28 protein-coding genes are annotated in these 26,785 nt (G+C 44.4%); 3 read left to right on the top strand and 25 right to left on the bottom strand.

Annotated elements, in window-relative coordinates; all coding sequences use genetic code 11:
- The first annotated feature begins 79 nt into the window (after positions 1–79).
- Entirely contained in the window at positions 80–904 is an 825-nt protein-coding gene (cysE, locus tag MAR181_RS04350; RefSeq protein ID WP_013795380.1) for a serine O-acetyltransferase, read from the top strand.
- A gap of 36 nt (positions 905–940) precedes the next feature.
- Here the strand turns inward: cysE and MAR181_RS04345 are convergent, their stop codons facing one another.
- The 12 genes from MAR181_RS04345 to ccmA all read right to left on the bottom strand — a co-directional run bounded on the left by MAR181_RS04345 (position 941) and on the right by ccmA (position 11,058).
- Positions 941–1,177 carry a YheU family protein gene (locus MAR181_RS04345; protein ID WP_013795379.1) on the bottom strand — a complete coding sequence of 79 codons (237 nt, stop codon included), beginning with the start codon at positions 1,175–1,177 and terminating at the stop codon, positions 941–943.
- Positions 1,178–3,199, bottom strand: coding sequence for an NAD-dependent DNA ligase LigA (gene ligA, locus MAR181_RS04340; protein WP_144011204.1), 2,022 nt, complete (start codon positions 3,197–3,199; stop codon positions 1,178–1,180).
- 86 nt (positions 3,200–3,285) lie between these two features.
- Entirely contained in the window at positions 3,286–4,320 is a 1,035-nt protein-coding gene (gene zipA, locus MAR181_RS04335) for a cell division protein ZipA (RefSeq protein WP_013795377.1), read from the bottom strand.
- A gap of 66 nt (positions 4,321–4,386) precedes the next feature.
- The gene (locus MAR181_RS04330) at positions 4,387–5,565 is read right to left on the bottom strand and encodes a tetratricopeptide repeat protein (protein WP_013795376.1); all 1,179 of its coding nucleotides are present in this window, start codon (positions 5,563–5,565) and stop codon (positions 4,387–4,389) included.
- A complete protein-coding gene (locus MAR181_RS04325) occupies positions 5,562–5,963 on the bottom strand; it encodes a cytochrome c-type biogenesis protein (protein WP_013795375.1) in 402 nt (133 codons plus the stop codon). The genes MAR181_RS04330 and MAR181_RS04325 overlap by 4 nt, the downstream gene beginning before the upstream one ends.
- A complete protein-coding gene (locus tag MAR181_RS04320; protein ID WP_013795374.1) occupies positions 5,963–6,469 on the bottom strand; it encodes a DsbE family thiol:disulfide interchange protein in 507 nt (168 codons plus the stop codon). Before MAR181_RS04320 ends, MAR181_RS04325 begins: the two co-directional genes overlap by 1 nt.
- Positions 6,466–8,409: a heme lyase CcmF/NrfE family subunit gene (locus tag MAR181_RS04315; protein ID WP_041651157.1), complete on the bottom strand. Its 1,944-nt coding sequence runs from the start codon at positions 8,407–8,409 to the stop codon at positions 6,466–6,468. Before MAR181_RS04315 ends, MAR181_RS04320 begins: the two co-directional genes overlap by 4 nt.
- Positions 8,410–8,428: 19 nt before the next feature.
- Positions 8,429–8,875, bottom strand: a complete 447-nt coding sequence (ccmE, locus tag MAR181_RS04310; protein ID WP_013795372.1) for a cytochrome c maturation protein CcmE — start codon at positions 8,873–8,875, stop codon at positions 8,429–8,431.
- Positions 8,876–8,878: 3 nt separating this feature from the next.
- The gene (ccmD, locus tag MAR181_RS04305) at positions 8,879–9,049 is read right to left on the bottom strand and encodes a heme exporter protein CcmD (RefSeq protein WP_013795371.1); all 171 of its coding nucleotides are present in this window, start codon (positions 9,047–9,049) and stop codon (positions 8,879–8,881) included.
- The gene (locus MAR181_RS04300) at positions 9,039–9,785 is read right to left on the bottom strand and encodes a heme ABC transporter permease (RefSeq protein ID WP_013795370.1); all 747 of its coding nucleotides are present in this window, start codon (positions 9,783–9,785) and stop codon (positions 9,039–9,041) included. Before MAR181_RS04300 ends, ccmD begins: the two co-directional genes overlap by 11 nt.
- A complete protein-coding gene (gene ccmB / locus MAR181_RS04295; protein ID WP_013795369.1) occupies positions 9,785–10,447 on the bottom strand; it encodes a heme exporter protein CcmB in 663 nt (220 codons plus the stop codon). Before ccmB ends, MAR181_RS04300 begins: the two co-directional genes overlap by 1 nt.
- Positions 10,444–11,058: a cytochrome c biogenesis heme-transporting ATPase CcmA gene (gene ccmA, locus MAR181_RS04290; RefSeq protein WP_013795368.1), complete on the bottom strand. Its 615-nt coding sequence runs from the start codon at positions 11,056–11,058 to the stop codon at positions 10,444–10,446. Before ccmA ends, ccmB begins: the two co-directional genes overlap by 4 nt.
- Before the next feature lie 109 nt (positions 11,059–11,167).
- On the opposite strand from ccmA, the gene MAR181_RS04285 reads away from it, so the two are divergent.
- Positions 11,168–13,090 carry a flagellar hook-length control protein FliK gene (locus MAR181_RS04285; RefSeq protein WP_013795367.1) on the top strand — a complete coding sequence of 641 codons (1,923 nt, stop codon included), beginning with the start codon at positions 11,168–11,170 and terminating at the stop codon, positions 13,088–13,090.
- Positions 13,090–13,338, top strand: coding sequence for an EscU/YscU/HrcU family type III secretion system export apparatus switch protein (locus MAR181_RS04280; RefSeq protein ID WP_013795366.1), 249 nt, complete (start codon positions 13,090–13,092; stop codon positions 13,336–13,338). The genes MAR181_RS04285 and MAR181_RS04280 overlap by 1 nt, the downstream gene beginning before the upstream one ends.
- On the opposite strand, the gene MAR181_RS04275 is transcribed toward MAR181_RS04280, so the two are convergent.
- The 13 genes from MAR181_RS04275 to flhA all read right to left on the bottom strand — a co-directional run bounded on the left by MAR181_RS04275 (position 13,329) and on the right by flhA (position 26,763).
- A complete protein-coding gene (locus MAR181_RS04275; RefSeq protein WP_013795365.1) occupies positions 13,329–13,733 on the bottom strand; it encodes a DUF2802 domain-containing protein in 405 nt (134 codons plus the stop codon). The genes MAR181_RS04280 and MAR181_RS04275 overlap by 10 nt on opposite strands.
- A gap of 19 nt (positions 13,734–13,752) precedes the next feature.
- The gene (locus MAR181_RS04270; protein ID WP_013795364.1) at positions 13,753–14,244 is read right to left on the bottom strand and encodes a chemotaxis protein CheW; all 492 of its coding nucleotides are present in this window, start codon (positions 14,242–14,244) and stop codon (positions 13,753–13,755) included.
- Positions 14,245–14,280: 36 nt separating this feature from the next.
- A complete protein-coding gene (locus MAR181_RS04265) occupies positions 14,281–15,261 on the bottom strand; it encodes a chemotaxis protein CheW (protein WP_013795363.1) in 981 nt (326 codons plus the stop codon).
- Between the two features lie 9 nt (positions 15,262–15,270).
- Positions 15,271–16,044 carry a ParA family protein gene (locus MAR181_RS04260; protein ID WP_013795362.1) on the bottom strand — a complete coding sequence of 258 codons (774 nt, stop codon included), beginning with the start codon at positions 16,042–16,044 and terminating at the stop codon, positions 15,271–15,273.
- A gap of 71 nt (positions 16,045–16,115) precedes the next feature.
- Positions 16,116–16,931 (bottom strand): OmpA family protein, encoded by an 816-nt coding sequence (locus MAR181_RS04255; protein ID WP_013795361.1) that lies wholly within the window; start codon positions 16,929–16,931, stop codon positions 16,116–16,118.
- Positions 16,924–17,661: a flagellar motor protein gene (locus MAR181_RS04250; protein ID WP_013795360.1), complete on the bottom strand. Its 738-nt coding sequence runs from the start codon at positions 17,659–17,661 to the stop codon at positions 16,924–16,926. The genes MAR181_RS04255 and MAR181_RS04250 overlap by 8 nt, the downstream gene beginning before the upstream one ends.
- Positions 17,661–18,725 (bottom strand): protein-glutamate methylesterase/protein-glutamine glutaminase, encoded by a 1,065-nt coding sequence (locus tag MAR181_RS04245; RefSeq protein ID WP_013795359.1) that lies wholly within the window; start codon positions 18,723–18,725, stop codon positions 17,661–17,663. The genes MAR181_RS04250 and MAR181_RS04245 overlap by 1 nt, the downstream gene beginning before the upstream one ends.
- 30 nt (positions 18,726–18,755) lie before the next feature.
- Positions 18,756–21,059 (bottom strand): chemotaxis protein CheA, encoded by a 2,304-nt coding sequence (locus tag MAR181_RS04240; protein WP_013795358.1) that lies wholly within the window; start codon positions 21,057–21,059, stop codon positions 18,756–18,758.
- 12 nt (positions 21,060–21,071) lie between these two features.
- A complete protein-coding gene (locus MAR181_RS04235) occupies positions 21,072–21,857 on the bottom strand; it encodes a protein phosphatase CheZ (RefSeq protein ID WP_013795357.1) in 786 nt (261 codons plus the stop codon).
- 10 nt (positions 21,858–21,867) lie between these two features.
- Positions 21,868–22,248, bottom strand: coding sequence for a chemotaxis response regulator CheY (locus tag MAR181_RS04230; protein WP_013795356.1), 381 nt, complete (start codon positions 22,246–22,248; stop codon positions 21,868–21,870).
- A gap of 55 nt (positions 22,249–22,303) precedes the next feature.
- On the bottom strand, positions 22,304–23,041 hold the full coding sequence (locus MAR181_RS04225) for an RNA polymerase sigma factor FliA (protein WP_013795355.1): 738 nt from the start codon (positions 23,039–23,041) through the stop codon (positions 22,304–22,306).
- A 96-nt stretch (positions 23,042–23,137) separates the two neighbouring features.
- Positions 23,138–24,544 carry a flagellar biosynthesis GTPase FlhF gene (gene flhF, locus MAR181_RS04220; protein WP_013795354.1) on the bottom strand — a complete coding sequence of 469 codons (1,407 nt, stop codon included), beginning with the start codon at positions 24,542–24,544 and terminating at the stop codon, positions 23,138–23,140.
- Between the two features lie 101 nt (positions 24,545–24,645).
- Entirely contained in the window at positions 24,646–26,763 is a 2,118-nt protein-coding gene (flhA, locus tag MAR181_RS04215; protein ID WP_013795353.1) for a flagellar biosynthesis protein FlhA, read from the bottom strand.
- Positions 26,764–26,785 lie beyond the last annotated feature (22 nt).

The raw sequence follows: 26,785 nt of genomic DNA, 5'->3' as shown, positions 1-26,785 counted from the left end.
CTTGTAATGTTTAACCCTAACCTTATAACCTACATTCTAAACTTGAATTAACATAGGTGAATACCCCTTGAGCGTATCAATGAGTCATGCAGTGACATCTGACAATTTATGGCAATCTTTACAGGCAGAAGCAAAAAAGCTAGCCCAAGATGAGCCTATTCTGGCCAGTTACTTTAATACCACCATATTACGTCATGACTCTTTGTGTTCTGCATTAAGCTTTCTACTCGCCAGCAAGTTAGACAGCATTTCCATCCCTGCGATGGTGTTACGAGAAGTCTTCGAAGAAGCCATGGCTGATACTCACTCTGGCATTGTCCGCTGCATCGAGCAAGACATTTTGGCGATTAACGAGCGCGATGCCGCTTGCGATGGTTTCACCACGCCCCTATTATTTTTCAAAGGCTTCCATGCTCTACAAACCTATCGAGTAGCAAACTGGCTATGGAAAAATAATAGAAGAAGCTTGGCATTATATCTACAAGGTCAAATGTCAATGGCATTCAGTGTCGACATTCATCCTGCAGCCACCATCGGCTGCGGTGTCATGCTTGACCATGCCACAGGCTTGGTCGTAGGTGAAACCTGTGTCATTGAGGACAATGTGTCCATTCTGCAATCGGTTACTCTGGGTGGCACCGGCAAAGAGCATGGCGACCGCCATCCGAAAATACGCTCAGGCGTGCTGATTGGTGCTGGGGCGAAAATTCTTGGCAACATCGAAGTGGGTGAAGGCGCGAAAGTTGGTGCTGGTAGCGTAGTGCTAGAGCCGGTTGAACACCACACCACAGTAGCTGGCGTTCCAGCAAAAGTGGTAGGTCGAAACACTGAGGAAGAACCAGCCTTGGTGATGGATCATAACATCAACCATTGCTTGCGAGATTACGACAAAACAACGTCGTAAGGTTTTACGAAACCACAATTAAACATAATAACGACCTCACATGAGGTCGTTATTATCCAGTGCAGACTTAGACACCATAGTGATGGTTTCACTTTCAGTATCAAACAACAACACCGCTTCACCCGTCTGCAATACCCGCAAAGCTTGCTCACGCTTCTGAAGTGCCGATAACTCATAATTTCCGTAATCGGTGCCCTCTCTAGACACAATATCATCCAGAATATTTTCCAGTGTTTCTTTGGTCAGTGAATCATAGGGAATGAGTGTGTCCATTTAGATGGCTCCATATTCTTCAAACAAAGCAATGACTCCAGCCTCATCAATAACAGGCACATCCAAAGATTGCGCTTTGGTTAGCTTCGAACCGGCTTTTTCGCCCGCCACTAAGCAATCGGTTTTTGCTGACACAGAACCACTGACTTTCGCGCCCAGTGCCTGTAGTTTTTCTTTCACTTGATCACGACTAAACTGGCTCAAAGAACCCGTTACCACATAGGTTTTACCGACTAAAGGCAACTCACCTTGATCAACGGCTTGTTTTGTTTGCCATACCACACCCGCTTCCAACAAACCTTGAATCGTGGTGCGATTAACTTCTTGGTCAAAGAATAATCGAACATGCTGCGCCACAATCGGACCGACATCTTCGACTTCAACTAAGGCCTCTTGGTCCGCATTCATCAAAGTTTCTAACTCGGTAAAATAGTTGGTCAAAGCACGGGCGGTCGCTTCGCCCACTTCACGAATACCTAACGCATAAATAAAGCGATTAAATTGAGTTTGTTTGGCCGCTTCGATGGAAGCCAACAAATTATCAACCGATTTTTGTCCCATGCGTTCCATAGCCAGTAATGACGTTTTTTGATCCGCTAAACGAAAAATATCCACCGGCGTTTTAACCAGCTCCTGATCGACCAGTTGCTCAATCAGCTTATCCCCTAAACCATCAATGTCCATGGCTTTACGAGACACGAAATGCTTTAAAGACTCCTTTAATTGAGCACCACACACCAGCCCTCCCGTACAACGTACCACGGCTTCGCCTTCCACTTGCTCCACATCCGATCCACAAACCGGACAAGCCGATGGAAATACCACTGAGGCTGAATCTTCAGGACGCTTCTCTTGCAGGACTTGTACGACTTGTGGAATCACATCGCCAGCACGACGAATCACCACATAGTCTTTTACTTGAACCCCCAAGCGCGCAATTTCATCTTTATTGTGTAAGGTCGCATTCGATACGGTTACACCGCCCACAAAGACCGGTTCTAAACGGGCAACGGGAGTAATGGCACCGGTTCGCCCCACTTGAAAATCAATACCCAGCACCTGGGTCATTTCTTCTTGCGCTGGGAACTTACGCGCAATTGCCCAACGAGGTGCACGAGCAATGAACCCCAACTGATTCTGCAAGCCAATGTCATCTACTTTGTAAACAATGCCATCAATGTCATAAGACAGGCCGGCTCGTTTTTCACTCAGCATGTCATAATATTCAATGCAGCCTTGAGCACCTTCGACTCGCGTCATCAGGTCATTGGTACGAAAGCCCCACTCGCTCAGTTGTAGCAAACCCTCATAATGACTGTCTGGCTGCTGCCAACCTTCCACATAACCAATGGCGTAAGCACACATCACCAGAGGACGCGATGCGGTCACTTTAGGATCCAACTGTCGTAAGCTACCAGCCGCCGCATTACGAGGGTTAACAAAGGTTTTCTCACCTTGTTCAGCCGCTTGTTGGTTAAGCTTATCAAAGCCGTCTTTTGGCATATAAATTTCGCCGCGCACTTCCAACACCGCAGGCGGAGTCTCAGTTCTTAATTTAAGCGGCACAGAATACAAGGTTTTGATGTTGGAGGTGATGTCTTCACCTGACAAACCATCACCACGAGTGACACCTCGTACCAAGCGACCATCTTCATACCGTATACTAATGGCCAAACCGTCTAATTTAGGCTCGCAGCAATACCCAATCTCTTGCTCAGTATCAAGCAGCTTAGTCACACGCTGATCAAAGTCTTGTAATGATTCATCATCAAACGCATTATCAAGGGACAACATTGGTACCGTATGCGCCACATTAGCAAAACCATTATCAGGCTTTTCACCAACACGTTGGGTTGGCGAATCCGCTTGAACCCAGTCTGGACGTTCCGCTTCCACGGCTTGTAGTAAGCGATACTGACGGTCGTATTCAGCATCTGGCACCATGGGCACATCTTTAACATGATAGGCGTAGCTGTAATCATTCAACTGCTCAATCAAAGCCAGCATTTGTTCATGGCTCATTGTGTTCTCTTGACTCATAAATCCACTCAAAATATAACGTCTAAAAACAATCAAGGCCCGTTAGGGCCTTGTCGTCTGAATCCTGTTTATTGCTTGTTACGCATTAGTCGACGGCGTTCAAAGTCTCGAATCCGCTGTCGACAGTGAGCGATGGTTTGGTCACTCATTGGCGAGCGTCTTTCATCTCTCAACTCACCCCCTAAATTACGTACTAGGGTTTGAGCCGTTTCCAGCATAAAATCAAATGCCTTCATGCTGTTTTTAGGACCAGGCAAGCCCATAAAGAAACTAACACCTGGGCAATCACTTTCACCCATTGTGTCTAAGTCAAAGGTACCTGGTTCAATGGCATTGGCCATACTAAACTGCACTCGACCGCGATCAAAGCCGTCTTCATGACGATGAAAAATGTCCATTTCACCATAACGCATACCGCAATTTAAAATCAGCTGCAGCAATTCCATGCCGGCAAAATTCTGTTCTTCAGGCGCAAAAATATTAATCACGATGACTTCTTCGATTTCAGCCATACTGGCCTCGTCGTCTTCGATCTCATCTTCGTCCATATCATCCAACACACCTTGTGGTGTCACTTGATCAATATCGACTTCGGAATAACTGCGCTCATAGTCTTCGGTATGAAAAATGGTTCTTTGTTCGTCAGTATCAGCAACCTCAGGGTGACCAAGATCCAACTCATCCTGTTCATAAAAGCCATCATCCGAATAGTTTTGTTCAGAAATTGCCGAATCACCAAAGTCACGCTCCGGTACTAAAGAGGCTAATTCGTCTAAATGCAGTTCTTCCGAACGTTGTAGCTCGGGACCAGAATCGACTTTATGAGGCACATCCGTCAAAGGCGCTTTGGATGTTTTACGTGCTGTTTCGAAGGCACTCGAAATGGGATCTTTATGAGATATGTCAGGCTCTTCAAATTCGCTCTCATCAAACTCCACAGAGGACCGATGACGTAATACGATCTCGTCCGAAGAACGAGATGAACTTTGACCCGTTGAGTTTGCCTCATGGCCCTTTTTATAACGACGAAAACCATCTATTAGGATGACGACAATAATGACGACACCAATTAAGATTAGCCACTCACGCAAGCTAAATTCCATTACTCATTCCGAAATACATTAAGTGAAAGTAGGATATATTATCAGACGAAGCGCATCAGTATTCAATTATAAGGCCAACTTGATCGTAAAAATCTTTTTACGATTTGTAACCACGCCTCGTTTTGTGCCGATAATTTGACCTGTGGTCAAATCTGCCTCCTGCAAATTGGCTAATTTCACAACAAGATCAACCTGTTCCACCTCAGCTAAATTTGCGGTTGGCATTAAAGCATCAAGGTTTGTTAATAAGATTGGACTTGCTAAATCCTTTGGTAAAACTCTCTGTATGGCCACAGGCATTTTTTGCCCAGGCACTTGAGCATACACTAAAAGCACATCATTTGGCTGCCATTGTATATCAGAGGCTTGCCATGTTAATTGCACGGTAATTTGGTCGGTAATGATTGGTGCTAACGTTTGATAACTAATATGGCCAATCTGTCTGGCTTTGTTAATGGCCGTCAATAAGGCCATACGTTCTGCAGAATTAGGGTTATAGCGAATGGCCTCTTGCCAAGCTAAAACTGCGCCCAGATAATTAGCCTGATCAAACTCAATCACGCCCTTTAAACCTAATGCGTTGGGCTGATTTGGCGCGATAGCAAAGATACGCTGTAGAACCCTTTCCAACCTCTCTGAGCTTTGATTCTTGTTCGCATAAAAAACCGCTTGAGCGTATTCAACTAACAAGTTTAACCTGTCCTGACTTTCTTCCGGCAATCTGGCTAAGGCTTTTTCAAATGCCTGCACGGCCTTGGAATACTGACCAGCTTGCACTTCATCAACCGCCTCATAATACCAATCTTCAGCACGATCATAGCGCCGACTGCGATATTGTAAGAAAGTCGAAATTTGTTGCGGGGTTAATGATTCCGACCTCATGGCTTGATGAAACTGAACGTCTTTTGCATAACCCAAGCCTTGATAAAGGCTAATGCTACCGATAACTGATAGGATGAAAAACAGCAACACACTCCATTGAGCGAATCGACTATACGATGCTGAACTAAAACTCGACTTTGTTTGACTCGCCCTCTGCTCAAACGCTAAGTCCGCAGTTAACTGTTTGGATTCCTCCACTGAAAGCTGTCCCGATTGCTTTTCGTCTGCAATTTCAGTTCGACGAATGTCGAAAAAAATCTCATGAGTTCGATCATTTAATGTTTGTTGCCGACCTAAATACCAGAAAAAATAACCAAAGCAGCTTATTAACAAGGTCACTATGAGGAGACTCGCCACCATCATTTTCTTCTCCTACGACGACTTTTCATTAGTACCACCACAAACAATACGACGCCACCCAATAGCAAAATAAAGGGACCATACCAGAGCAAAAAAGTGGCTGGCGTATTTTGTGGTCGGTAAAGCACAAAGGTACCGTAACGTGTGACCATGTAGTCAATAATTTCTTGATCGGTTTTACCTGCTTCAATCATGTTATGTACTTGCTGTCTTAAGTCTACTGAGATACCCGAGTTAGAGTCAGCAAGATTTTGATTTTGACACTTTGGACAACGCAGTTCTTTAATCAAGCTTTGATAGCGCACTTGATTCAATTCAGAACGGAACGTCAGTAGCTCTTCAGCTAACGCAGTATTTACTAGAGCGAATAAAGTCAGACACATCAGGAGTTGTTTTATCATCACAAATACGCCTTGATCATTTGCCAACTTTGCGCATTCAAAACTCCCTGCAATCGATAAGCAATTTTCCCTTCAGCATTGACAACAAAGGTTTCTGGTGCGCCTGTCACTCCCATATCCAAACCAAACTGACCTAATTCATCCATCAGCACCAAAGCATACGGATCACCTTTGTCTCGCAACCATTGCTTAGCCGCCGTCTGTTGGTCTTTATAATCGATGCCAATAATGGTGACTCCTTGTTCAGCCAAGGTCATTAAGTAAGGGTGCTCAACATGACAAGACGGACACCAGGTTCCCCAAAAATTAATTAAATATGAGCCTTTGGGCAAGTCGTCCGTCTGTTTAAGTTTCTCTCCCTTCAACGTTACCAACTGAAACGGAGGAACAGACTGACCAATCAAAGCAGATGGCATATATTGGGTATCTTTACCCAGTAGAAAATAGAACACAACGCCCAAAACTAAGAACACCAGAAAAGGCATAAACAATAAAATGCGCTTCATTGTGTCTTCTCCTTTTTCTGTCGATAACCTTTGTCGAAAGCCGCCAACATCCCGCCCAGCACCATTAGTAAACCACCGAACCAGATCCAACGAACAAAGGATTTAATATGAATGCGTACGCCCCAAGCACCGTCTTCCAGTTTCTCACCTAATGACAGGTATAAATCACGGGTGAAACCTGCACCTAATGCGGCTTCCGTCATGACTTGTTGTCGGGTCGTAAAAAAACGTTTTTCGGGATGTAAATCCGCTACCAACTGACCTTGCTGATAGACCTGAAAATGGCCACGATCAGAAAGATAATTAGGGCCTTTTATCAATTCCATAGAATCAAATACAAACACATAGCCACCGACTTCAGCTTGACTACCTGGCGACATTTTCAACATGGCTTCATGACTGTTCACGCTCACCATAATGACGCCAACCAAACTGATCGCCATACCCAAATGAGCAATCACCATAGCGTAATAACGACTTGGCAAGGCGCGCCACGGCTGAATTTTTTGCCTTTTTGTTACAAATTGCTTGTTAAACCAGTCCAGCAAGGTCATAAACATCACCCAGAATGCCACCGCTAAACTGCACCAAGTAAGCCAATCATATTCTTGCCGAAGTGCAATCGCAGCCGCCAAGCCTGTTGATAGCAGTGCGGCTCCCAACATGGGCTTCCACCAGGCAGCAAGCTTTGTTTGATGCCATTTAGAGAAAGGTCCGATCGCCATAAACACCATCAGACATAAAGCGATAGGACCAAACACGGCATTAAAATAAGGCGCCCCCACTGAAATTCGTCCCATGCCCAAAGCATCAAACAAAAGTGGGTACAAGGTGCCCAGCAGTACAGTTAAAGTCAGTACGCTCAATAAAATATTATTCAACAATAACCAGGCTTCTCGACCACTGAAACCAAAGCTGACCAGTGAACGCACTTGTCCAGCTCGCAGGGCATAAAGCAATAAACTCCCCCCGACTAAAGCAATTAATAGCGCCAGAATAAATACGCCCCGAGTGGGGTCAGCCGCAAAGGCATGAACAGAAGTCAACACACCAGAGCGAACAAGAAAAGTCCCAAGCAACGATAGGCTAAAGGTGAAAATGGCGAGTAACACTGTCCAACTCTTAAACACCCCGCGCTTCTCCGTTACTACTAACGAATGCAGTAAGGCCGTACCAGCCAACCAAGGCATAAAGGAAGCATTTTCGACTGGATCCCAAAACCACCAGCCACCCCAACCAAGTTCGTAATATGCCCACCAGCTTCCTAATGTAATCCCTAAGGTGAGTGAAGCCCAAGCGGCGGCCGTCCAAGGGCGAGCCCAACGGGCCCAGTAAGCATTTAAATTACCTGTTATCAAAGCAACCACAGCAAAGGCGAACGCCACGGAGAAGCCGACATAGCCCATGTATAAAATAGGAGGGTGAAGAATCAGGCCAATATCTTGCAATAAGGGGTTTAAATCGCCTCCACTGACAGGCACATCTGGCAAAATCCGAACAAAAGGTGAAGAGGTAAACAACAGAAACGCTAAAAAGCCACTCGCTACCCAACCCAGCACAGATAAAACCAGCGGACCAATCGTCTGAGGCAAAGTATCCAATCTCAGTGCCACCGCCAGACACCACAAGGCCAGAATCAAAACCCATAATAACAATGAGCCTTCATGCCCTCCCCAAACCGCACTAAATTTGTAGCGAAACGGTAAGTCTACATTGGAATTTTGGCTAACGTATAAGACGGAAAAGTCATCCGTGATGAACGCCCAGGCTAACAGCAAAAACGCAATCACAATCAACAACGCCATAATATGAGTCAGAGGACGAGCCGTATTGAGCAATAGCAGACTTTGACGGAAATAGCCGAGCATAGGCAAGGTCGCCAATGCGATGGCAAAAAACAGAGCAAGAATAAGAGAAAACTGACCTATTTCGGGAAACATAAATCGCGTCACAATGTCCTTAATAAAATGATTCTGAAGTCATTTGGCGAGACTTTAACGCATCTGTCACTTCAGGTGGCATGTATTTTTCATCGTGTTTCGCTAATACTTCAGAAGCCTCAAAGACACCATCCGCCCTAAGCTTTCCAAGCGCAACAATACCCTGACCTTCGCGAAACAAATCAGGCAAAATACCAGTATATTCAATACGTAATGAGTGTTGAAAATCCGTCACATCAAATGCCAGAGTGAGATTATCAGGCTGGCGAGCCAGACTCCCTTTCACTACCATTCCACCAGCACGGATCGTCGTCTCTAGCGGAGCCTCACTGGCGGCGATCTGAGTTGGCGAATAAAAGAGGTTGATATTTTGTTGTAACGCATACAACACCAACCCCAAAGCTGAAGCCAGCAAAGAGACAATTAACATGATAAACAGCAAACGCTTACGACGTACCGCATGCATAATTTATTGATCTCTCAAAAAACGTTTATGCAACTGACGTCGAACTTTACGACGCTCGCGTAAACTAAGTAGGATGAACCCCACCAGCACCGAACCACTTATTCCGTAAGCAGACCATACATACAGCCCATGCTTTCCCATGGCGAAAAAGTCTGCGGCACTATCAAACGCCATCGCTTAGCACCTCTTGCTTTAACCAATGAGTTTTCGCTTCACGCCGCATAATCTCGGTTTGCATCCGCCACATAATCACCGCAGCAGCCAATAAATACATTCCAATCACAGCAAACAATAAAGGTAACCACATTGCCATTGGCATACTAGGCGGTTCCGTAATCGAAAATGTTGCCCCTTGATGTAGCGTGTTCCACCACTCTACTGAATATTTAATAACGGGTAAGTTCAGTAATCCCACCACACTGACCACCGCTGCCGCTTTATCCGCCAAGGATCTTTCTTCCAGCGCCGACTGAACCGCAATAATCCCCATGTATAAGAACAGCAAAACCAAAACAGACGTTAACCTAGCATCCCAAACCCACCAAGTGCCCCAAGTAGGTTTGCCCCAAATTGAGCCCGTTAGTAAGGCGATAAACGCCATTAATGCGCCAAAAGGCGCGACTGCCTTTAAGAATATGGGTGACATTTTTATTTGCCACACCAGATACACCAACCCAGCCACTCCCATAAAAAAGTAACAAGACTGAGCTAAGATGGCTGAGGGGACATGCATATAGATAATACGAAAGCTGTTGCCTTGTTGATAATCCGGTGGCGCAATGGCCAATCCCCATACCATAGCCACCATTAAGCACAGACAAGCCAAGCAAAATAAAGGCTTTGGCCAAGCTTTAAAACGACCATAAAACCACTTTGGCGACCCTAACCGATGAAACCAAGCCCAACTCATTAATTCACACTCGCTTTAATACTAATAGCCGTCATTAACGGCGACACCACCAAACTGACTAAAAAAATCGCGGCTAAAATGGCCAAAGGCGCATCATAAGGTAAACCCACTTGAGCGGCCTTGGTGACAGAAGTCGCAAAGATGATAATCGGTAAATACAAAGGCAAGATAATCAATATCATCAACACTCCCCCTTGACGCAAAGACACCGTTACCGCAGAACCGATTCCCCCCAATAAAAACAAACTGGGTGTGGCCAACACAATGCTGATAAATAAAGGCCAAAAACTGTTATCAGGCAAGTATAAAACTTCACTCAAAACAGGCAAAAGCAGCAACAATGGTAAAGCAATAAACAACCAATGCAGGGTCATCTTGATTAACACCAAGATAGGAACAGACAAGCCACTGACAAGCCATTGTTCTAACGAACCGTCGTGATAATCTTCTTTAAACAGACTTTCAACAGACGTCAAAATGGCCAATGCGGCCGCACACCAAATAATGCCACTCGCGGCTTTTGATAAAAACATCGGCGTGGCATCAATGCCGAGTGGAAACAGCACAATCACTAAGAGAAAAAACAACACACTGTTGATCACGTTTTGCTTGCGTCGCCACACTAGGTGACATTCTGCCCGGAGAAAAGAAACATAAGTCATAAGGTTAATTCAATCAACTGGGCATCGACTCTCAATAAAGCTTGATGTGTCGTTAAAATGACGAGACCTCCATGCCCAAGATGTTGCTCTAGCTTCTCTTCCAGCAAGGCACTCCCCTTCATATCGAGAGAACTAAACGGCTCATCTAATAGCCAAATGGCTTGATTGGATAACCACAAACGAGACAAAGCCACACGCTTAGCTTGTCCTGCGGATAGCTGTTTCACTGAAGTATCTTGATAAGGCAGCAGGCCTAACTGAGTCAGTACCTTATGAATATTTTCAGCAGAAGCATTTGGACAATAACACCGAATATTTTCTTCGACCGTTAATAGTTTTTTAACACCATGTTGATGACCAAGATAAAGACAATCTCGCGACCATGGATTAACCTGTGCGGCGATAGCCCTATCATCCAGATAGATTTCTCCCTCTACGGGCATCAACAATCCTGCGATGACTTTTAATAAAGAGGTTTTACCAGCGCCATTTTCCCCAACAATTCGATACAAACGACCAAACTTCGCAACCACTGACAACCCCTTGCATAGATCACGCTCTCCACGCTCAATCGAAATGTTCGACAATGTTAAAGATACATAAGACTGCAAAAGATTTATCCATTTTTGCCGATAAAGGGAATAACACAAATTACACTAAAATAGCTTAGACTCATTATATGAGAATCTTTCTAAAATAACGATCTAATAGGCAGTCAAGATGATCTCTGACATAAAATCCTTAATCACTGGCCGACCCTCTTCTTCTGACAATGGGTCGGTCAATGTCAGCAATCTAGGCACCATTGCAAAATTAAGCAATGAAATGAAATTGATCGAAAACCTGAGTTTGATTAAATTCCAAGGCAGCGAGACCACCTTATTTCAAGGCAAGCCTGTCCAACTACTGCATGCTTCGAGCCAACATCAACCCTTTACCTTAATCAATCATGGCTCGCCAATCGACATCACTGACTTGAACAATGTCAAACTCAACAAAATTGGCTCGAATCAAGCTACTCTTGAGCTCCCCGCCAACCAATCTGCAACCAAACTCAGCAATCAACCAGCTATTGGAACACCGAGTCGCACACACAATCTGAATATTGCATCGCAAGTTATTCAGCTAACAGTGGTATCTAATTTATCAAACTCAGTCGCCAGCCAAATATCTACTGGCTCAACTGCGGTGACAGCAAATCAAGCGCCCACCATTACCCCACCGACCACCAGCACAAATGGCACAACGGCAACCACGAACCAAACACAAACTACATCAGCCGCCAATACGAGCAGTACAAGGGTAACAACCACAAACCAAACCAATACGACTACAACACCAGCAATACCTCAGTCAAACAATCAGACATCAAGCTCAACCATGCCATCGAGTCAGCCAAATCCAATACCAAACCGCTACGCGACGACAGTACAAACAACCTCTTCACAAGTTCCGCCGATACAAGGACCATCAACACAAGGGCCATTACCGCAGAACCAAACGGCTCAGAACCAAGCGACTCAGAATCAGACAATTGGGCCTAAAACACGACTCGGACAGACAAGCAGTGATGCAAGCAAAGCCATTGATACAAGCAAGGTACCAACGCAGTATTCTCAAACGACTTCATCGCTCAGCAGCCAACAAACATTTACTCAATCATCCACAACATCAAATCAAGCTCAAGCCGTAAGAGTCAGCGACGGCAAAACTGAATTTCAAATCATCAGTCAAACACCGCTCAAAAAAGGCGATATCATACGTGTCTTTGTTGATGCGAATCATCAGCTGCAAACCTTACCAGCAAAAGAACAAAACTCGACACTGCCGATTCAAACTCAAGCCTTAAGGCAAAGTTTACCCAAACAATTGCCCGCCGCCGATATGACACGACTCATCAACCAGTTGCAATCACTTGCAGATTCACCGGATGGAGAAATGCCAGCCCGAACTCAAGAAGCCCTTAAGCAACTGATTCAGCACCTTCCAAGTCTTTCACAAATTACCTCAGGGGCAGATTCTATGAAACAAGCCATGCAAGTCAGCGGCTTATTCTCAGAATCTTTATTATTAAACGATCAGAAATCACAAATTCCAGCCGACCTAAAACTCAATCTTGAAAGGCTCAAAGACACTCAAGAAGTACTACCCACTCAACGCAATACAACATCCTTACCCACCGAGCAAATTGCAAACGCCATTGAAAGGATCACCACCAATCAACTACGTCATTTAGCCGAGCCCGGGCAGATTAACACACAGATCTACCCATTACAGATTGAGATCCCCATCAAGGAACATCAACAGCATAGACTGATTCAAGTTGAGATAGATAAGGACCCCAGCCAATCCGACGTCACTGATCATGACCGACGCTGGTTAGTGAAGCTGCAATTTGATTTTGAAGAAACCGGCCGCTTTGACGCAAGAACCAGTATTCAAGGTAATAAAGTAGGCATTTTATTTGCTGCTGAAAGCTTAGATACGGTACAAAAGCTACAAAGAAACATGCCCAATTTAAAAGACAAACTCAGTCAAAAAGACATTGAAATTGATCGATTAGACGCCTTTCAAGCCAACCTTAAAAAGGCAGAGAAAACCAAACACACCAATCAGCCTTCTTTAATCGATGTGAGGACATGATGCAAAAAGCCGTGGCTCTGAAATATGATTACAATAACGCACCGACTGTCGCAGCAAAAGGCAGTGGTTTATTGGCCGAAAAGATCATGGAAGTAGCAGAAGAAAATGGTGTCATGTTGCACCAAAGCCCTGAGCTGGTTGAAATGCTCAGTACGCTAGAGCTAGGAGAAGAAATTCCAGAGGCGTTATATTTAGCGGTGGCAGAGATTATAGCCTTTGCTCACCAAATTAAAGATCATCAATGGTAATCAGAGTTTTTACGAGACTCTTTTTTCAGCAAGCTAATCAACTCGGCTTCAGCACGTATTAAACCGCACTTAGACACCAAATCATCGATAGTGGCCCCCATTTCTAATAGTTCCATCGCACGGTTGTAAGAAACACTGCCCTCTTTTGATAAGATTTCAGATTGCTTCTCAACCGCCAAATTCAATTTCTTCTCAATGGCAACTAACCGTCTTCCCATACCAATCGAACCGGATGCTAACACCTGCACCTGCTTCTTATGGTCGACACCTGCTTCCATTTGTTGCACTTTCAGCTGCTTAATTCGTTTAGACATACGAAATGCCCAAGTCACCAAAACCAGCAGCATAACAAACTGCAGAACAAGAAGAAGGTTAAACAACCATTGAGATTCCATCAAAAACAACTACCCTAATTTACATTGAAGAGACTTCAGACCACTCATCTTCTGATAACAGCTTATCTAGGTCAACCAATATCAACAAGGTGTCATTTTTATGGCAAACCCCTTGAATAAACTTGGAAGATTCATCATTTCCCACACTGGGTGTTACTTCAATTTCTGATTGGCGAAGATACACCACCTCAGAAACTGCATCGACCAAAATGCCAATAACATGCCCATCCACTTCCAAAATCATGATCCGAGTGGCATCGGTGATTTCGCCAGATGGCAAACCAAAACGCTGACAACTATCAACCACTGTCACGACCGTGCCGCGCAAATGAATAATACCTAATACAAACGCTGGTGCGCCCGGTACGGGTGCGATTTCAGAATACCTCAGCACCTCTTTTACTTGCATCACATTGACGCCATAAATTTCGTTTTCTAAACGAAAGGTCACCCATTGCAACATTGGATCTTCTGATTGATTGGCGCTCTTTAGCGCGATACTCGTAGACATTATTCATCTCCCAAGATCACACAGTGATCATTAGCTTTACTTTAACGAACCCTTAAAGCCATTTTGAGGGTCATCTAATAATTCAATAAAACCTTGTACATCCAGTATGGCACACATGTGATCAATTACCGTACCAGCAAGCCAAGGTCGCTTACTTCTATCATTTCGCCATTTCACTTGAGAAGGTTCTAAGGTAATGGCTTCTGCTACTTTCTCACAAGCAACACCCCAGTTTGAACGATCTAACTGAATGACAAATTTAAAATGCTCCTTGAGTTCGCCTTGATAATGATTTGGCATTACCCAGCGAGCAGTGTCGACTGTTCTGAGGTTAAACTCACCAACATTAGCAACACCAATAAACCAATCCGGTTGGCCGAATATCGAGGTGATTTTTTCCTCTCCACTCTGAAAAATACCGCCTAACTCCACTAAAGGTACGGCCATTTTTAGGCCACCAACATAGAACAGCAAACATTCAAAACGACCTTTTGCCCAAGGTAAAGGATCGGTTTTTGCGACTTTAGGTGTTGGTGTCGACTCAACAGCCTGCTCAACCTCAAGGGTCTGTTCTTCTTCTGGCGCGGTTTCCATTAACAGAGCGGGCTCTGGCTCTGGCTCTGGCTCTGGCTCTGGCTCTGGCTCTGGCTCTGGCTCTGGCTCGACAAGATTTTCTTCGGTTTGCGTTTCCGGCAAACTTTCTACATGCTCAGCAACCGCATCTTCGAAGTCCTTAAAGGAAGCGTCCACTGAAGACCAGTCCGCTTCCGATAATTCCCCATCATCTAAATGAATCTCTTCTTCTGAGCTCAGAGATTCATTTTCTATACTGTCGTCCTCAGACACCTCTGAAAACTCAACGGCGTCCTCTGCAACAAGGTCAGTTTCAGTGTTTTTTGAATCATCCTCAGACACATAAACATCTGACGTTGCTTCTTGCAGCAAATCATCCAAATAGCGCTGAACCGCAGCCTGAGGTCCAATTAAGGCATCTTCTTTACTTTTCGTGTCTTTCATAAATTCTTACTATCCCGCTGGATTCAACAAAGAATCCATCAGACTGGCGTATGCTTTTATTCCTCTGGCGTTTGGATCCAACGCCGATGGTGCTATACCAGCGGTACTGGCATCCCGCAATTTTGTATCAACAGGTATAACTGAGTGCCACACCAGCTCTTCATAAAGATCTTTTAAATTTCGCAGGCTCTTATTCGATGCCTGAGTACGACGATCAAACAAGGTCGGCACTATAACATACGGCACGGGGCGCTTTCTTGCTCGATTAATCATAGTCAAGGTTCGAACCATTCGCTCCAATCCTTTAATCGCCAAAAACTCCGTCTGAACCGGAATCACTAATTGCTGACATGCTGCTAAAGCGTTAATCATCAGCACACCCAATACTGGCGGACTATCAATTAACACATAATCATAATCATCCCACAAAATCGCCAACGTTTTTGACATGACGAGTCCCATCCCACCTTGCGCCTGCGCATGACGTTCTAACGTTGCTAAGGCAGTTGAAGACGGCAGCAAAGAAAGATTTGGATGGCCTGTTTCTAATATTAACGATGGCGGTAAATCTTCAGGAATTTTTCCAGAGACTTGAAAGAGATTGTAAGCACTGTTTTCAATAGAGTCTGGGTCAAAACGAAAATAGCTGGTTAAAGATCCATGGGGATCCAAATCAATCATCAATACACGGTGTCCCGCATCCGCTAATAACCCCGCCAAAGACACCACCGTTGTTGTCTTTCCTACACCACCTTTTTGATTCGCCACTGCCCAAATGTGCACTCTGACTCTCCGCTATCCAAACTATTTCTATGCTTACGAATTCTTTGTAATCAATCATATACAGTAATTGACTACTTAAACAAGTAATCATAGAGATTATCAGCTCTTCGCTTACTAATTCGTATAATAACCCGACGATTTTGCTGACGAGCAAAGTCATTGGTATTTCTCACTTTAGGGTGCTCACTGGCAAACCCCATTGGGGCAATCAGTTCTGAATTGAGCCCACGATAAACCAGTTCATCCACGACAGAAGAAGCTCTTAAACTGGATAAATTCCAGTTATTACCAAGTCGCTGGGAATTAATCGGTAAATTATCTGTGTGTCCTTCCACTATGACAGCAGATGGATAGGCCTTAAGAAGGTTCGTAACCATGATCAATAAGGCAACCGCCTCATTCGTAAGCTCGTATTCACCTTGCCCAAATAACAAAGCCGATTTCATTTCCAGACTTACCCAATCGGCTGACTCAGAGACTTCAATTTGCCCTGTTTTATGCAGACCTGAAAATTGCTGCTCCACTAATTGACTTAATAAAGCATAAACTGCTGACGATTGATCTTCCTCAACAATGGGGGTGCTCTCAGGGATTGGAATGCTTTCAATCAATTCAGAATCTTCCGGCTCACCCACAATAGGATCGCCGATATTGATTGGTTTAACCGACTTTTGCACCGCATTAAACACACCTTGCAAACTTTCTTTAAGACGCTCTTCGTCATCCGCGTTTTTTAACGAAAGAGAGTAAAGTGCCACAAAGAAAGCGAACAATAAGGTTATAAAATCGGCGTAGGATAAGATCCAACGATCTTTTCCCGGCGCACTCGAAGAAACTGACTTAACCAGCTTACGACGTTTTGAGGCACGAGACTCGGCATCATTCATAAGTCGCCAGCTCAAGTTCAAGTCGATAAGGGTGTTTACCAATGGCAATACCACAAATACCATCAATTAATAGCTGATGGTAAAGCAACTCTTTATCGACATAAGTAGAGAGTTTTTTCGCAATAGGAAAGATCACTAAATTCGCAAAACCTTGACCGTAAAGCGTTGAAACAAACGCCACAGCAATACCATGACCCAATGCCTCAGGGCTATCAAGATTAGCCATTGCTTGAATTAAGCCTAGTACGGACCCCATAATGCCTAAAGTTGGCGCATAACCTCCAATAGATTCTAGGAAGTTAACGCTTTTCATCCGCCTTTCATGAATGCGCACGGCATCATCATGAAGACGATCAGACAAAATATTAGGATCTGTACCATCAATCGCCATTTGCAAAGCACGAGTCGAAAAGGGGTTATTGATCGCGTTCACATCTGACTCCAAGGCAAGGAGCGATAAACGACGAGCTTTATGGGCTAAATTATTAATGGAAGAACGTGCGGAATTAAAATCATAAATAGGTGGAAACAAACTCCATTTCATTAATGCCAAAGCACGTATTGCATCCTGAATACTGCTTTGGATTAATGTTGCCCCGATACTACCAACAATCACAATGATAGCGGATGGTAAATTAAGCAGCAGAAAAACTTCTCCGCCGCCTAACCAATTAGCAAGAAAGACCGAACTGAACGCGATTAATAGGCCTGCTAACGTGACAAAATCCACTAACCAACCTCGCGTACGATTCGTTCACCAATATGATTTAAATCAATTGTCTCGTCAGCCAAATTGGCTTTTTCAACCGCCATTGGCATACCGTAAATGACACATGTATCTTCGCTCTGGATCCACACTTTAGAACCCGAACTTTTCAACATACGAGCCCCTTCTCGGCCGTCGACACCCATGCCAGTCATAACTACGGATAACACTTTACCTGGGTAGCATTTAGACGCTGAACCAAATGTTACATCCACTGATGGCTTGTAGTTTAAACGCTCATCGCCATCTAAAATACGAACACAACCACCATTTCGAGGATCAATCATCATTTGCTTACCACCCGGTGCAAGCAAAGCCAAACCAGGCTCTAATCGGTCACCGTCTTGTGCTTCTTTGACTTTGATCTGGCAAATATTATTCAAACGCTCTGCAAACGCTCCCGTAAAGGCCGCTGGCATGTGCTGCACTAACACCAAAGGTGCTGAAAAATCAGCCGGTATTTTACTCAATACCGCTTGAAGTGCCATCGGACCACCTGTTGACGTACCAATCGCTACAAGGCTCACTCGTTTACGGGCACGAGGAATAATAACGCCTCGTTCCGTTACAATCGGTTTATGGTCTTGTCGAGGCGCCAAAGGCTCAAGATTCACAGCAGCGCCTGAAAGGCGAGTACGTGCAACGGCAAGCACCCTATCAACCAAGGCTTTTTTTACCACCGCAGAGTCACGAGATATGTCCTCGAAATTCTTCGGCATAAAATCCACAGCACCGGCTTCTAGAGCATCGAGGGTGACTTTCGCACCTTCGTGTGTCAGAGATGAAAACATCAGCACAGGTGTCGGCTTAATGTCCATAATGTTTGACACAGCAGCAATGCCATCCATCACCGGCATTTCATAATCCATGGTAACAACGTCAGGAGAAAGTGACTGAACTTTATCAATCGCTTCCTTACCATTATTCGCTGTCCCAACCACCGATAGCCTAGGGTCTGCTTCGAATATCTCTACCAATCGACGTCTAAAAAAGCCTGAGTCATCAACAACCAGTACTTTCACCGGCATATTACATCTCCAAAATGAAAAACTTAGTTGTTACCTTGATGCATAACTTTTTAGCATACTTGGCACATCCAGAATCAATGCAATACGGCCGTCGCCGGTAATTGTTGCTCCTGCCATACCTGCAGTACCTTGCAACATTTTCCCTAATGGTTTAATAACAACTTCTTCCTGTCCGACCAGTTGATCCACAACAAAGCCAACTTCACTCATCCCTACCTGAACTACAACAACGTGAGCTTCAGAAGGATTTTCATCCGTTTTTGAGCCTTTCACTAGCCAGCTCTTCAGGTGAAATATTGGTAAAGTTTTACCACGAATCACCACAACTTGCTGACCATCCACTATATTGGTTTTCTTTAAATCCAAGTGGAAAATTTCATTAACGCTAACCAATGGGAAAGCAAACGCTTGATTAGACAAAGTTACCATCAAGGTTGGCATAATCGCCAAAGTCAAAGGCACTTTAATAATGAAACGAGAACCTTGGCCTAATACCGATTTAATATCCAGTGTGCCGTTAAGCTGGGAAATTTTGGTTTTCACCACATCCATTCCCACACCACGACCTGATACATCAGTAATTTCAACTTTAGTAGAAAAACCAGGCGCAAAGATCAAATTAAAAGCTTCATCATCAGATAAACGCTCTGCTGCATCCGTATCCATTAAGCCTTTTTCAACGGCTTTCTTACGCAGCACATCTGCATCCATACCGGCGCCATCGTCTTCAATGGACAACAGAATATGATCACCTTCCTGCTCTGCAGAAAGAATAACAGTCCCCATTCTAGGTTTGCCATTCGCTTCACGCTTTTCAGGTGATTCAACACCATGGTCAACCGAGTTACGCACCAAGTGAACCAGTGGATCAGCAAGGGCTTCTACTAGATTCTTATCTAAGTCTGTCTCTTCACCTTTAAGAACCAAGTTCACTTCTTTTTTCATGTTACGAGCAAGATCTCGTACCACTCGAGGAAAACGTCCGAAAACCTTTTTGATCGGCTGCATACGGGTCTTCATGACAGCGTTTTGCAAATCACCCGTCACAACATCCAGATTCGCCACGGCCTTGCCCATGGACTCATCTTCACTTTGCAGTCCCAAACGCACCAATCGATTACGAACCAACACCAGCTCACCCACCATGTTCATGATGTCATCAAGACGCTTGGTGTCTACTCGAACAGTGGCTTCTTGTGTTACTGGAGCATTGGCTGTTTTATCTTTAGGCGGTGCTTCCGCTGCTTTTGTCTTAGGCGGTGCTTCCGCTACTTTTGGCTTAGGCGCCGCTTTTGGTTTCGCTGGCTCAGCCTTTTTAGGCTCAACCTTAGGTTTAGATGTACTGCTTTCTGCAGCCTTTGGTTGGGCTTTTTGCTCACTTTCTTTTGCTTGCAAACTGTCCAATAAAGACTCAAATTCATCTTCTGTAATTAGGTCAGATTCCCCGTTGGCAGGAGCACCATCCGCTTTAGGTGCTGCCTTCGAATCTTTTGCATCTGCAGCAGGCTTTTCAGCTGCCCCTTCCGCATCCGGAGATCCTGGTGCGCTTTCACCATGAAGAGTGTCCAGCAGTTGCTCAAATTCATCTTCTGTAATTTCGTCAGACTCTGGTGCTGAATCATTACCTTGTGGAGCTGTGTCTTTTGCCTCTTCGTTTACACCTGGCGCACTACCACCATGAAGTTGATCAAGTAGAGCATCAAATTCGTCTTCAGTGATGTCGTCATCACTTGCTGGAGCACTTTCAGAAGCGGCTTGTTCGGGAGCGGAATCATCGCCTAATGCATCTAATAAGTTTTCAAATTCATCATCAGAAATATCAACAGATGCATCGCTTTCTTGTTTATCGTCAGATGAAGGTGTTTCCACCTCAGCTTCTTCTGGCACAGATTCCTCTACCACTTCAGCTTCTTCCTCTACTTCGCCAGCCAACTCTTCTTCCGTCGGCGGTGTCGCATAGGTACTCAAAGTAGCAATCAATTCAGGATCTGCAGGCTCAGGCTCTCCGCCAGCACGAACAACATCAAACATTTCATTAACAGCATCCAGTGCTTGCAATACCGTATCCATCAATTCAGAGTCAATCTGACGTTGCCCATTCCTCAGAATGTCAAAGACGTTCTCCGCATAGTGACAGCAGTCAACCAAAGCAGTTAACTGTAAGAACCCCGCACCACCTTTAACAGTGTGAAAACCTCGAAATATTGCATTCAATAGAGGCTTGTCATCTGGATTTTGCTCTAGATCTACTAATTGTTCGGAAAGCTGCTCAAGGATTTCTCCAGCCTCTACCAAAAAATCCTGTAGAATTTCTTCATCGACTTCGAAACTCATCCTCAGCTCCTTCTAGAAACCAAGACTTGATAGCAAGTCGTCTACTTCGTCTTGACTATTCAGTACTTCAGGGTTGTTTTGTTTATTAATAGACGGGCCATGACCACGTGTATCATCCTGTTCAGACTCTTTCTCTTGATGCTCAATGCCAGAGATACTGTCAACACGTCCAGCGACAGCAACCAGATGCACAAGTTTTTCTTCTACATCACGGATCAGTTCATTCACCCTTGAGATTACCTGACCAGTTAAGTCTTGGTAGCCTTGCTCAAGAAGGATTGAATTTAAATTAGAATGCAAGGTGGTCGCACTTTCATCTGCATAAGTTAAAAACACATCGATTCTTTTATACAAATCACGAAATTCTTGCGGGGTGAGGTCTCGTTGTATCAAGCGTCCCCAATCTTTGCGTAGCTCTCTTGCCTGTGTCTGTAACTCACTCGCCACAGGCACACTGCTATCCACCATATCCATGGTTTTATTGGCCGCTGAACTAGTCGTTTCGATGACATAAGTTAGTCGGTCAGACGCATCAGTGATTTTGGTAGCAGAATCTGCACCTTCACCGGCCGCTAAGTCCATAGAGTCTACTTGAAAATCACGAATAGCATCATGCAAACTTCGCGTCAGATAACCAACTTCGTTATAAAAGCTGTTGTGACGAGCTTCACTTAATTCCTGGATTATTTTAATCGCACTACTGAAATCACCGACTTCAATATGGTTTAAAAGGTCCACTGCGCCATCTTTTACAAGTTTTTCAAAATCCACTATTCCAGATCCCAATACATTTGACATCTAAACATCCCTACTTGGCAGCATCGATTCGTTCGAATATCTTTTCAATTTTTTCTTTCAGTGCCACTGCGGTGAAGGGCTTCACAACATAACCATTTACCCCAGCCTGTGCGGCCGAAATAATCTGATCACGTTTGGCTTCCGCCGTTACCATCAATACAGGAATACTTTTTAATTTTTCATCAGCACGGACAGCGCGTAAAAGCTCAATACCCGTCATTCCAGGCATATTCCAATCCGTTACTAAGAAATCAATCGTACCAGCTTGAAGTATAGGCAACGCAGTCGTTCCATCATCCGCTTCAACTGTATTGGTAAACCCTAAATCCCGTAACAAGTTTTTAATGATTCGTCTCATTGTCGAGAAATCATCAACAATCAGGATCTTCATGTTTTTATCCAATGCAACCTCCACACCCCAAAGGTATATTTCCACAACTCATAATTTAATCTCGCCAATCGCTTAGTCTTGACCGTAATCTCATAGCCGCCTGGCTATGGATCTGACTGACTCTTGATTCACTGACACCTAACACGGCGCCAATCTCCTTTAAGTTTAGCTCATCATTGTAATACAAGGATAAAACTAACTTTTCTCTCTCTGGTAAGTTTTCGATTTCGCTGGCCAATTGACCTTGAAAACCGTTTTCTTCTACCAAAGAATATGGGGCATTCTCACTATCTGTTTCCGCCCCATCGAAATTGTTTGTATCAGAGTCTAGCATCTCTTCGTAGCTAAACAGCTGAGTGGACATGGATGAATGCAACATTTCATGATATTCATCCATTCCAATTCCCATATGGGCTGCCACTTCCATATCGGACACATCTCTTCCTAACTTTGCTTCTAATTCTTTAATAGCATTGGTAACAGCTCGACCATTACGTCGAACAGATCTCGGTGCCCAATCAGACTTTCGCACCTCATCCATAATGGAACCACGAATACGAATACCGGCATAGGTTTCGAAGCTGGCACCTTTACTTGACTCAAACCGCTTATAGGCTTCTATCAGCCCCATCATGCCAGCTTGAGTTAAATCATCTATATCCACACTATCCGGTAAACGAGCTAAAAGATGATAGGCAATTTTTTTTACCAAATACCCATACTGCTCAACAATCGCATCAATCGATAACGTTGCCTTCTTTGAATAGGTGTTATATCCGCTTTTGGTTTGCATAAAATCGTTTGAGCAACCTTTTACATTTAAGTTAGTTGCGCAATCAAACTGTACTACATAGTTTGGCGCAACGCTTTCAGAAATAACATAATTTTACTAACTACCATACTTTAGTGACCCAAAAAGCTGGCTATAGTGCTCTGCCGTGTATACCGCTCGACTAATTAAATTATGTGCTCGAGCTGGCTCAATATCATCAGGTATACGTTGACCATCTGCCAAATATACTACAGGCAAACCTTCTTCAATCACCACACTTATTGCCTCCCCTAAGGAAGCCGACTCATCAAGTTTGCTTAACACACAACCATCAAGTTGAACTTGAGAGTAAACATCAACAACGGTTTTCAACACTTGCCTTTGACTAGTACAAGGCAACACCAACAATTTTTTAAGGCCTGCCCGGGCGCGTTTCATCATTAATAACTGACGTTCCAAATTCGAATCTCGCGGATTCATTCCCGCCGTGTCGACCAAAACTAAAGAATAATGGGCATATTTTGCCAACACTTCATTTAAGTCCGAATATTCATTTACCACTTCAACTGGCACATTTAAGATACGCCCAAACGTGCGCAGTTGTTCATGGGCGGCAATACGGTAAGTATCTGTGGTAATCAGTACCACGCCATCCGAACCATGCTTTAGCACATGCTGAGCTGCAATCTTACCAATAGAAGTGGTCTTACCAACGCCTGTTGGTCCCATAAAGGCAATACAACCACTTAATTCAGAAGCATTGGAACGCACTGGAATATAATCGGCTAAATGAGCCAACAAACGATTCCAGTCGTCTTCTCTACCCTTAAGGTCAATATCATCCATTAAACGTGACGCGACTAAATCGGACAAGCCCAAGCTTTTTAGCTTCTGACGCGCCTTCATTTCCAAGCTATCACGCTTACCCTTGTTTGACGAATCTTCTTTTTGACGCTGTTCAAGCATAGCACGAACGCTTTGTAACTCTTTTTCCATTTCCCTGAGTTGCTGCGTGCTGTCTGAATGCAGAATAGACAAAGCCTCTTCAACTTCAGGCTGCTCACCATCATCTGTAGCCGGCATATCAAACTGCGTTGATGCAGGTTGATTGCGATGCAATGAGGCTGAGGCCGAATGATGCGATGATGAGATTGCTTGCGCATCATTCACATATTCTGAACGAACCGATGCTGAGCTACCTTGGAGCGACTGTGGATTAGGAATATTTTGTTGTTTCGCACGTTCAATACGCTCTAAGTAATCTGCACTTGGATTTTGTACTGCATCTAACTTCGTGGAAGGATCTTCAACTGGTGCTTGGCGAGCATATTCAGAGCGAGTCGTTGACGCTTTTTTTGACATAGACGTCGGCAAAGAGCCATCATAATCGAGAGCCGCTACAATTTCTATTTCCCCAGTGGGGAGACGCTGATTTGATAAAATCACCGCGTCTGGACCTACGGCGTCACGGACTTTCCGTATCGCTTGCCGCATGTCAGGTGCTCGAAACCGCCTAATTTGCATGAATAACCTAATCCTTCCAGCTTATTTTTCTTACAAATCCATAGCTTACCCGAAAGACTCAGATAAATATAGCCACAATATTTACCATTAATAGGCAAATTTTATTGACCAATTACACCAACCACAGTAATGCGCTTATGATCTGGCACTTCCTGATAAGATAGCACCGCCATATTCACCATACCATAACGCATAAAGCGTGCTAGCATAGGCCTAATTGGAGCAGACACTATCAAAATTGGCGTATTCCCCATTGCCTCTTGCTGCTCAGCAGACTGACGCAATGAGGTTTGCAATTGCTCCGCCATCTGCGGCTCTAAAATCAAGGCTTCTTCATTCTTAATACCCGATTGCTGACTCTGTTGCACCGTTTGCATCAGCATTTTTTCCAACTGAGGCTCAAGCGTCAACACAGGTATTTCTTCAATACCATCCGCTAAAGTTTGAATAATTAAACGTGACAAGGCGGTTCGAACAGCGGCGGTCAAAATCATTGGGTCCTGCGTTTTCGGCTGCACGCCCATTATAGCCTCCGCAATGGTTCTCATATCTCGAAGCGGCACCCCTTCAATCAATAAGTTTTGCAGAACTTTCAACAAAACACTCAAAGGGACCGTATTAGGCACCAATTCCTCAGCCAACTTAGGATTATATTGTTTTAACAGACTAAGAAGCTGCTGAACTTCATCATGACCAATTAACTCATAGGCATGTTTATGCATAATTTGATTAACATGCGTGGCAACAACCGTACTCACATCCACCACGGTATAACCATAAGTTTGAGCTTGGTCACGCTTTTTAGGGTCAATCCAGACCGCATCCAAACCAAAAGAAGGGTCTTTCCCCGGCACTCCATCAATGGTACCAAACACCTGACCTGGATCAATCGCCAAATCTTTATCTGGGTGCACCTCAGCCTCAGCCAAACTGACGCCCATCAAGGTCACACGATACGCATTTGGCATCAGATCTAAGTTATCTCGAATATGCACACTTGGTACTAAGAATCCCAAATCTTGAGACAACTTACGACGCACTCCTTTGATACGCGCCAACAGCTCACCACCTTGGGTTTTATCAACCAAAGGAATCAGACGATAACCTACTTCCAATCCCAACATGTCAACGGGCGCCACATCATCCCAACTCAAGTCCTTTGCTTCAGCTGGCATTGGAGCATCACCAGAAGCGGACGCAGACGGTTTTTGACCTTCTTTGGCTTTTTGCTTCTTACGATACTCAAGGAAATACGCCAAACCGCCCAAACATGAAGCCAAAGAAAGAAACGCAAAATGCGGCATACCAGGCACAATTCCCATTATGGTCATCACACCCGCAGCAATATAAAGCGCTTTAGAAGAACCGAACATCTGCTTAACAACTTGCGACCCCATATCACCCGTTTCATTGACTCGGGTAACCATAATAGCCGCTGCAGTAGACAACATAAGGGAAGGCAACTGTGCAACCAGACCATCCCCAATAGTCAACAAAGAGTATCGCTCTATTGCTTCGGTAAAAGACAAATCATGCTGCGCCATGCCAATGGACAAACCACCAATAATGTTAATCCCAAGAATCAGCAGCCCGGCAATCGCATCACCTTTTACAAACTTAGAGGCACCATCCATAGAACCATAGAACTCTGCCTCAGATGCTATCTCAGTACGGCGCTGCTTGGCCTGATCCGCATCAATCATGCCCGCATTTAAATCCGCATCAATGGCCATTTGCTTACCTGGCATAGCGTCTAAGGTGAAACGTGCACTCACTTCCGAGATACGACCCGCACCCTTAGTGACAACCGCGAAGTTAATAATCATCAAGATAGCAAAAACAACAAAACCAACAACATAATTGCCACCAATCACAACCTCGCCAAATGCCTGAATCACCTTTCCAGCCGCATCACCGCCTTCATGACCATTTAGCAACACAACTCGAGTAGACGCGACATTCAAAGCCAATCGCATCAGGGTGGAAACCAATAAAACGGTCGGAAATACAGCAAAATCTAAAGGACGCATTGAATAAATGGCCACCAACAACACAACGATGGCCAAAGCAATATTGAAAGTAAATAATACATCCAGCAAAAAAGCTGGGATAGGCAGGATCATCATCGCCAGAAGCGACAACAATAAAACAGGTATTCCTAAGTTCCCGCTAAAAATACTCTGAACTTGTCCAGCAACACGGCTCCGGTCGAAATTCACACAATATTCCTAGCAGTTAAAA

Source organism: Marinomonas posidonica IVIA-Po-181, from assembly GCF_000214215.1.
Classification (GTDB): Bacteria; Pseudomonadota; Gammaproteobacteria; order Pseudomonadales; family Marinomonadaceae; genus Marinomonas; species Marinomonas posidonica.
The sequence above is the reverse complement of the archived record's forward strand: the minus strand, read 5'-3'. Positions and strand labels throughout refer to the sequence as shown.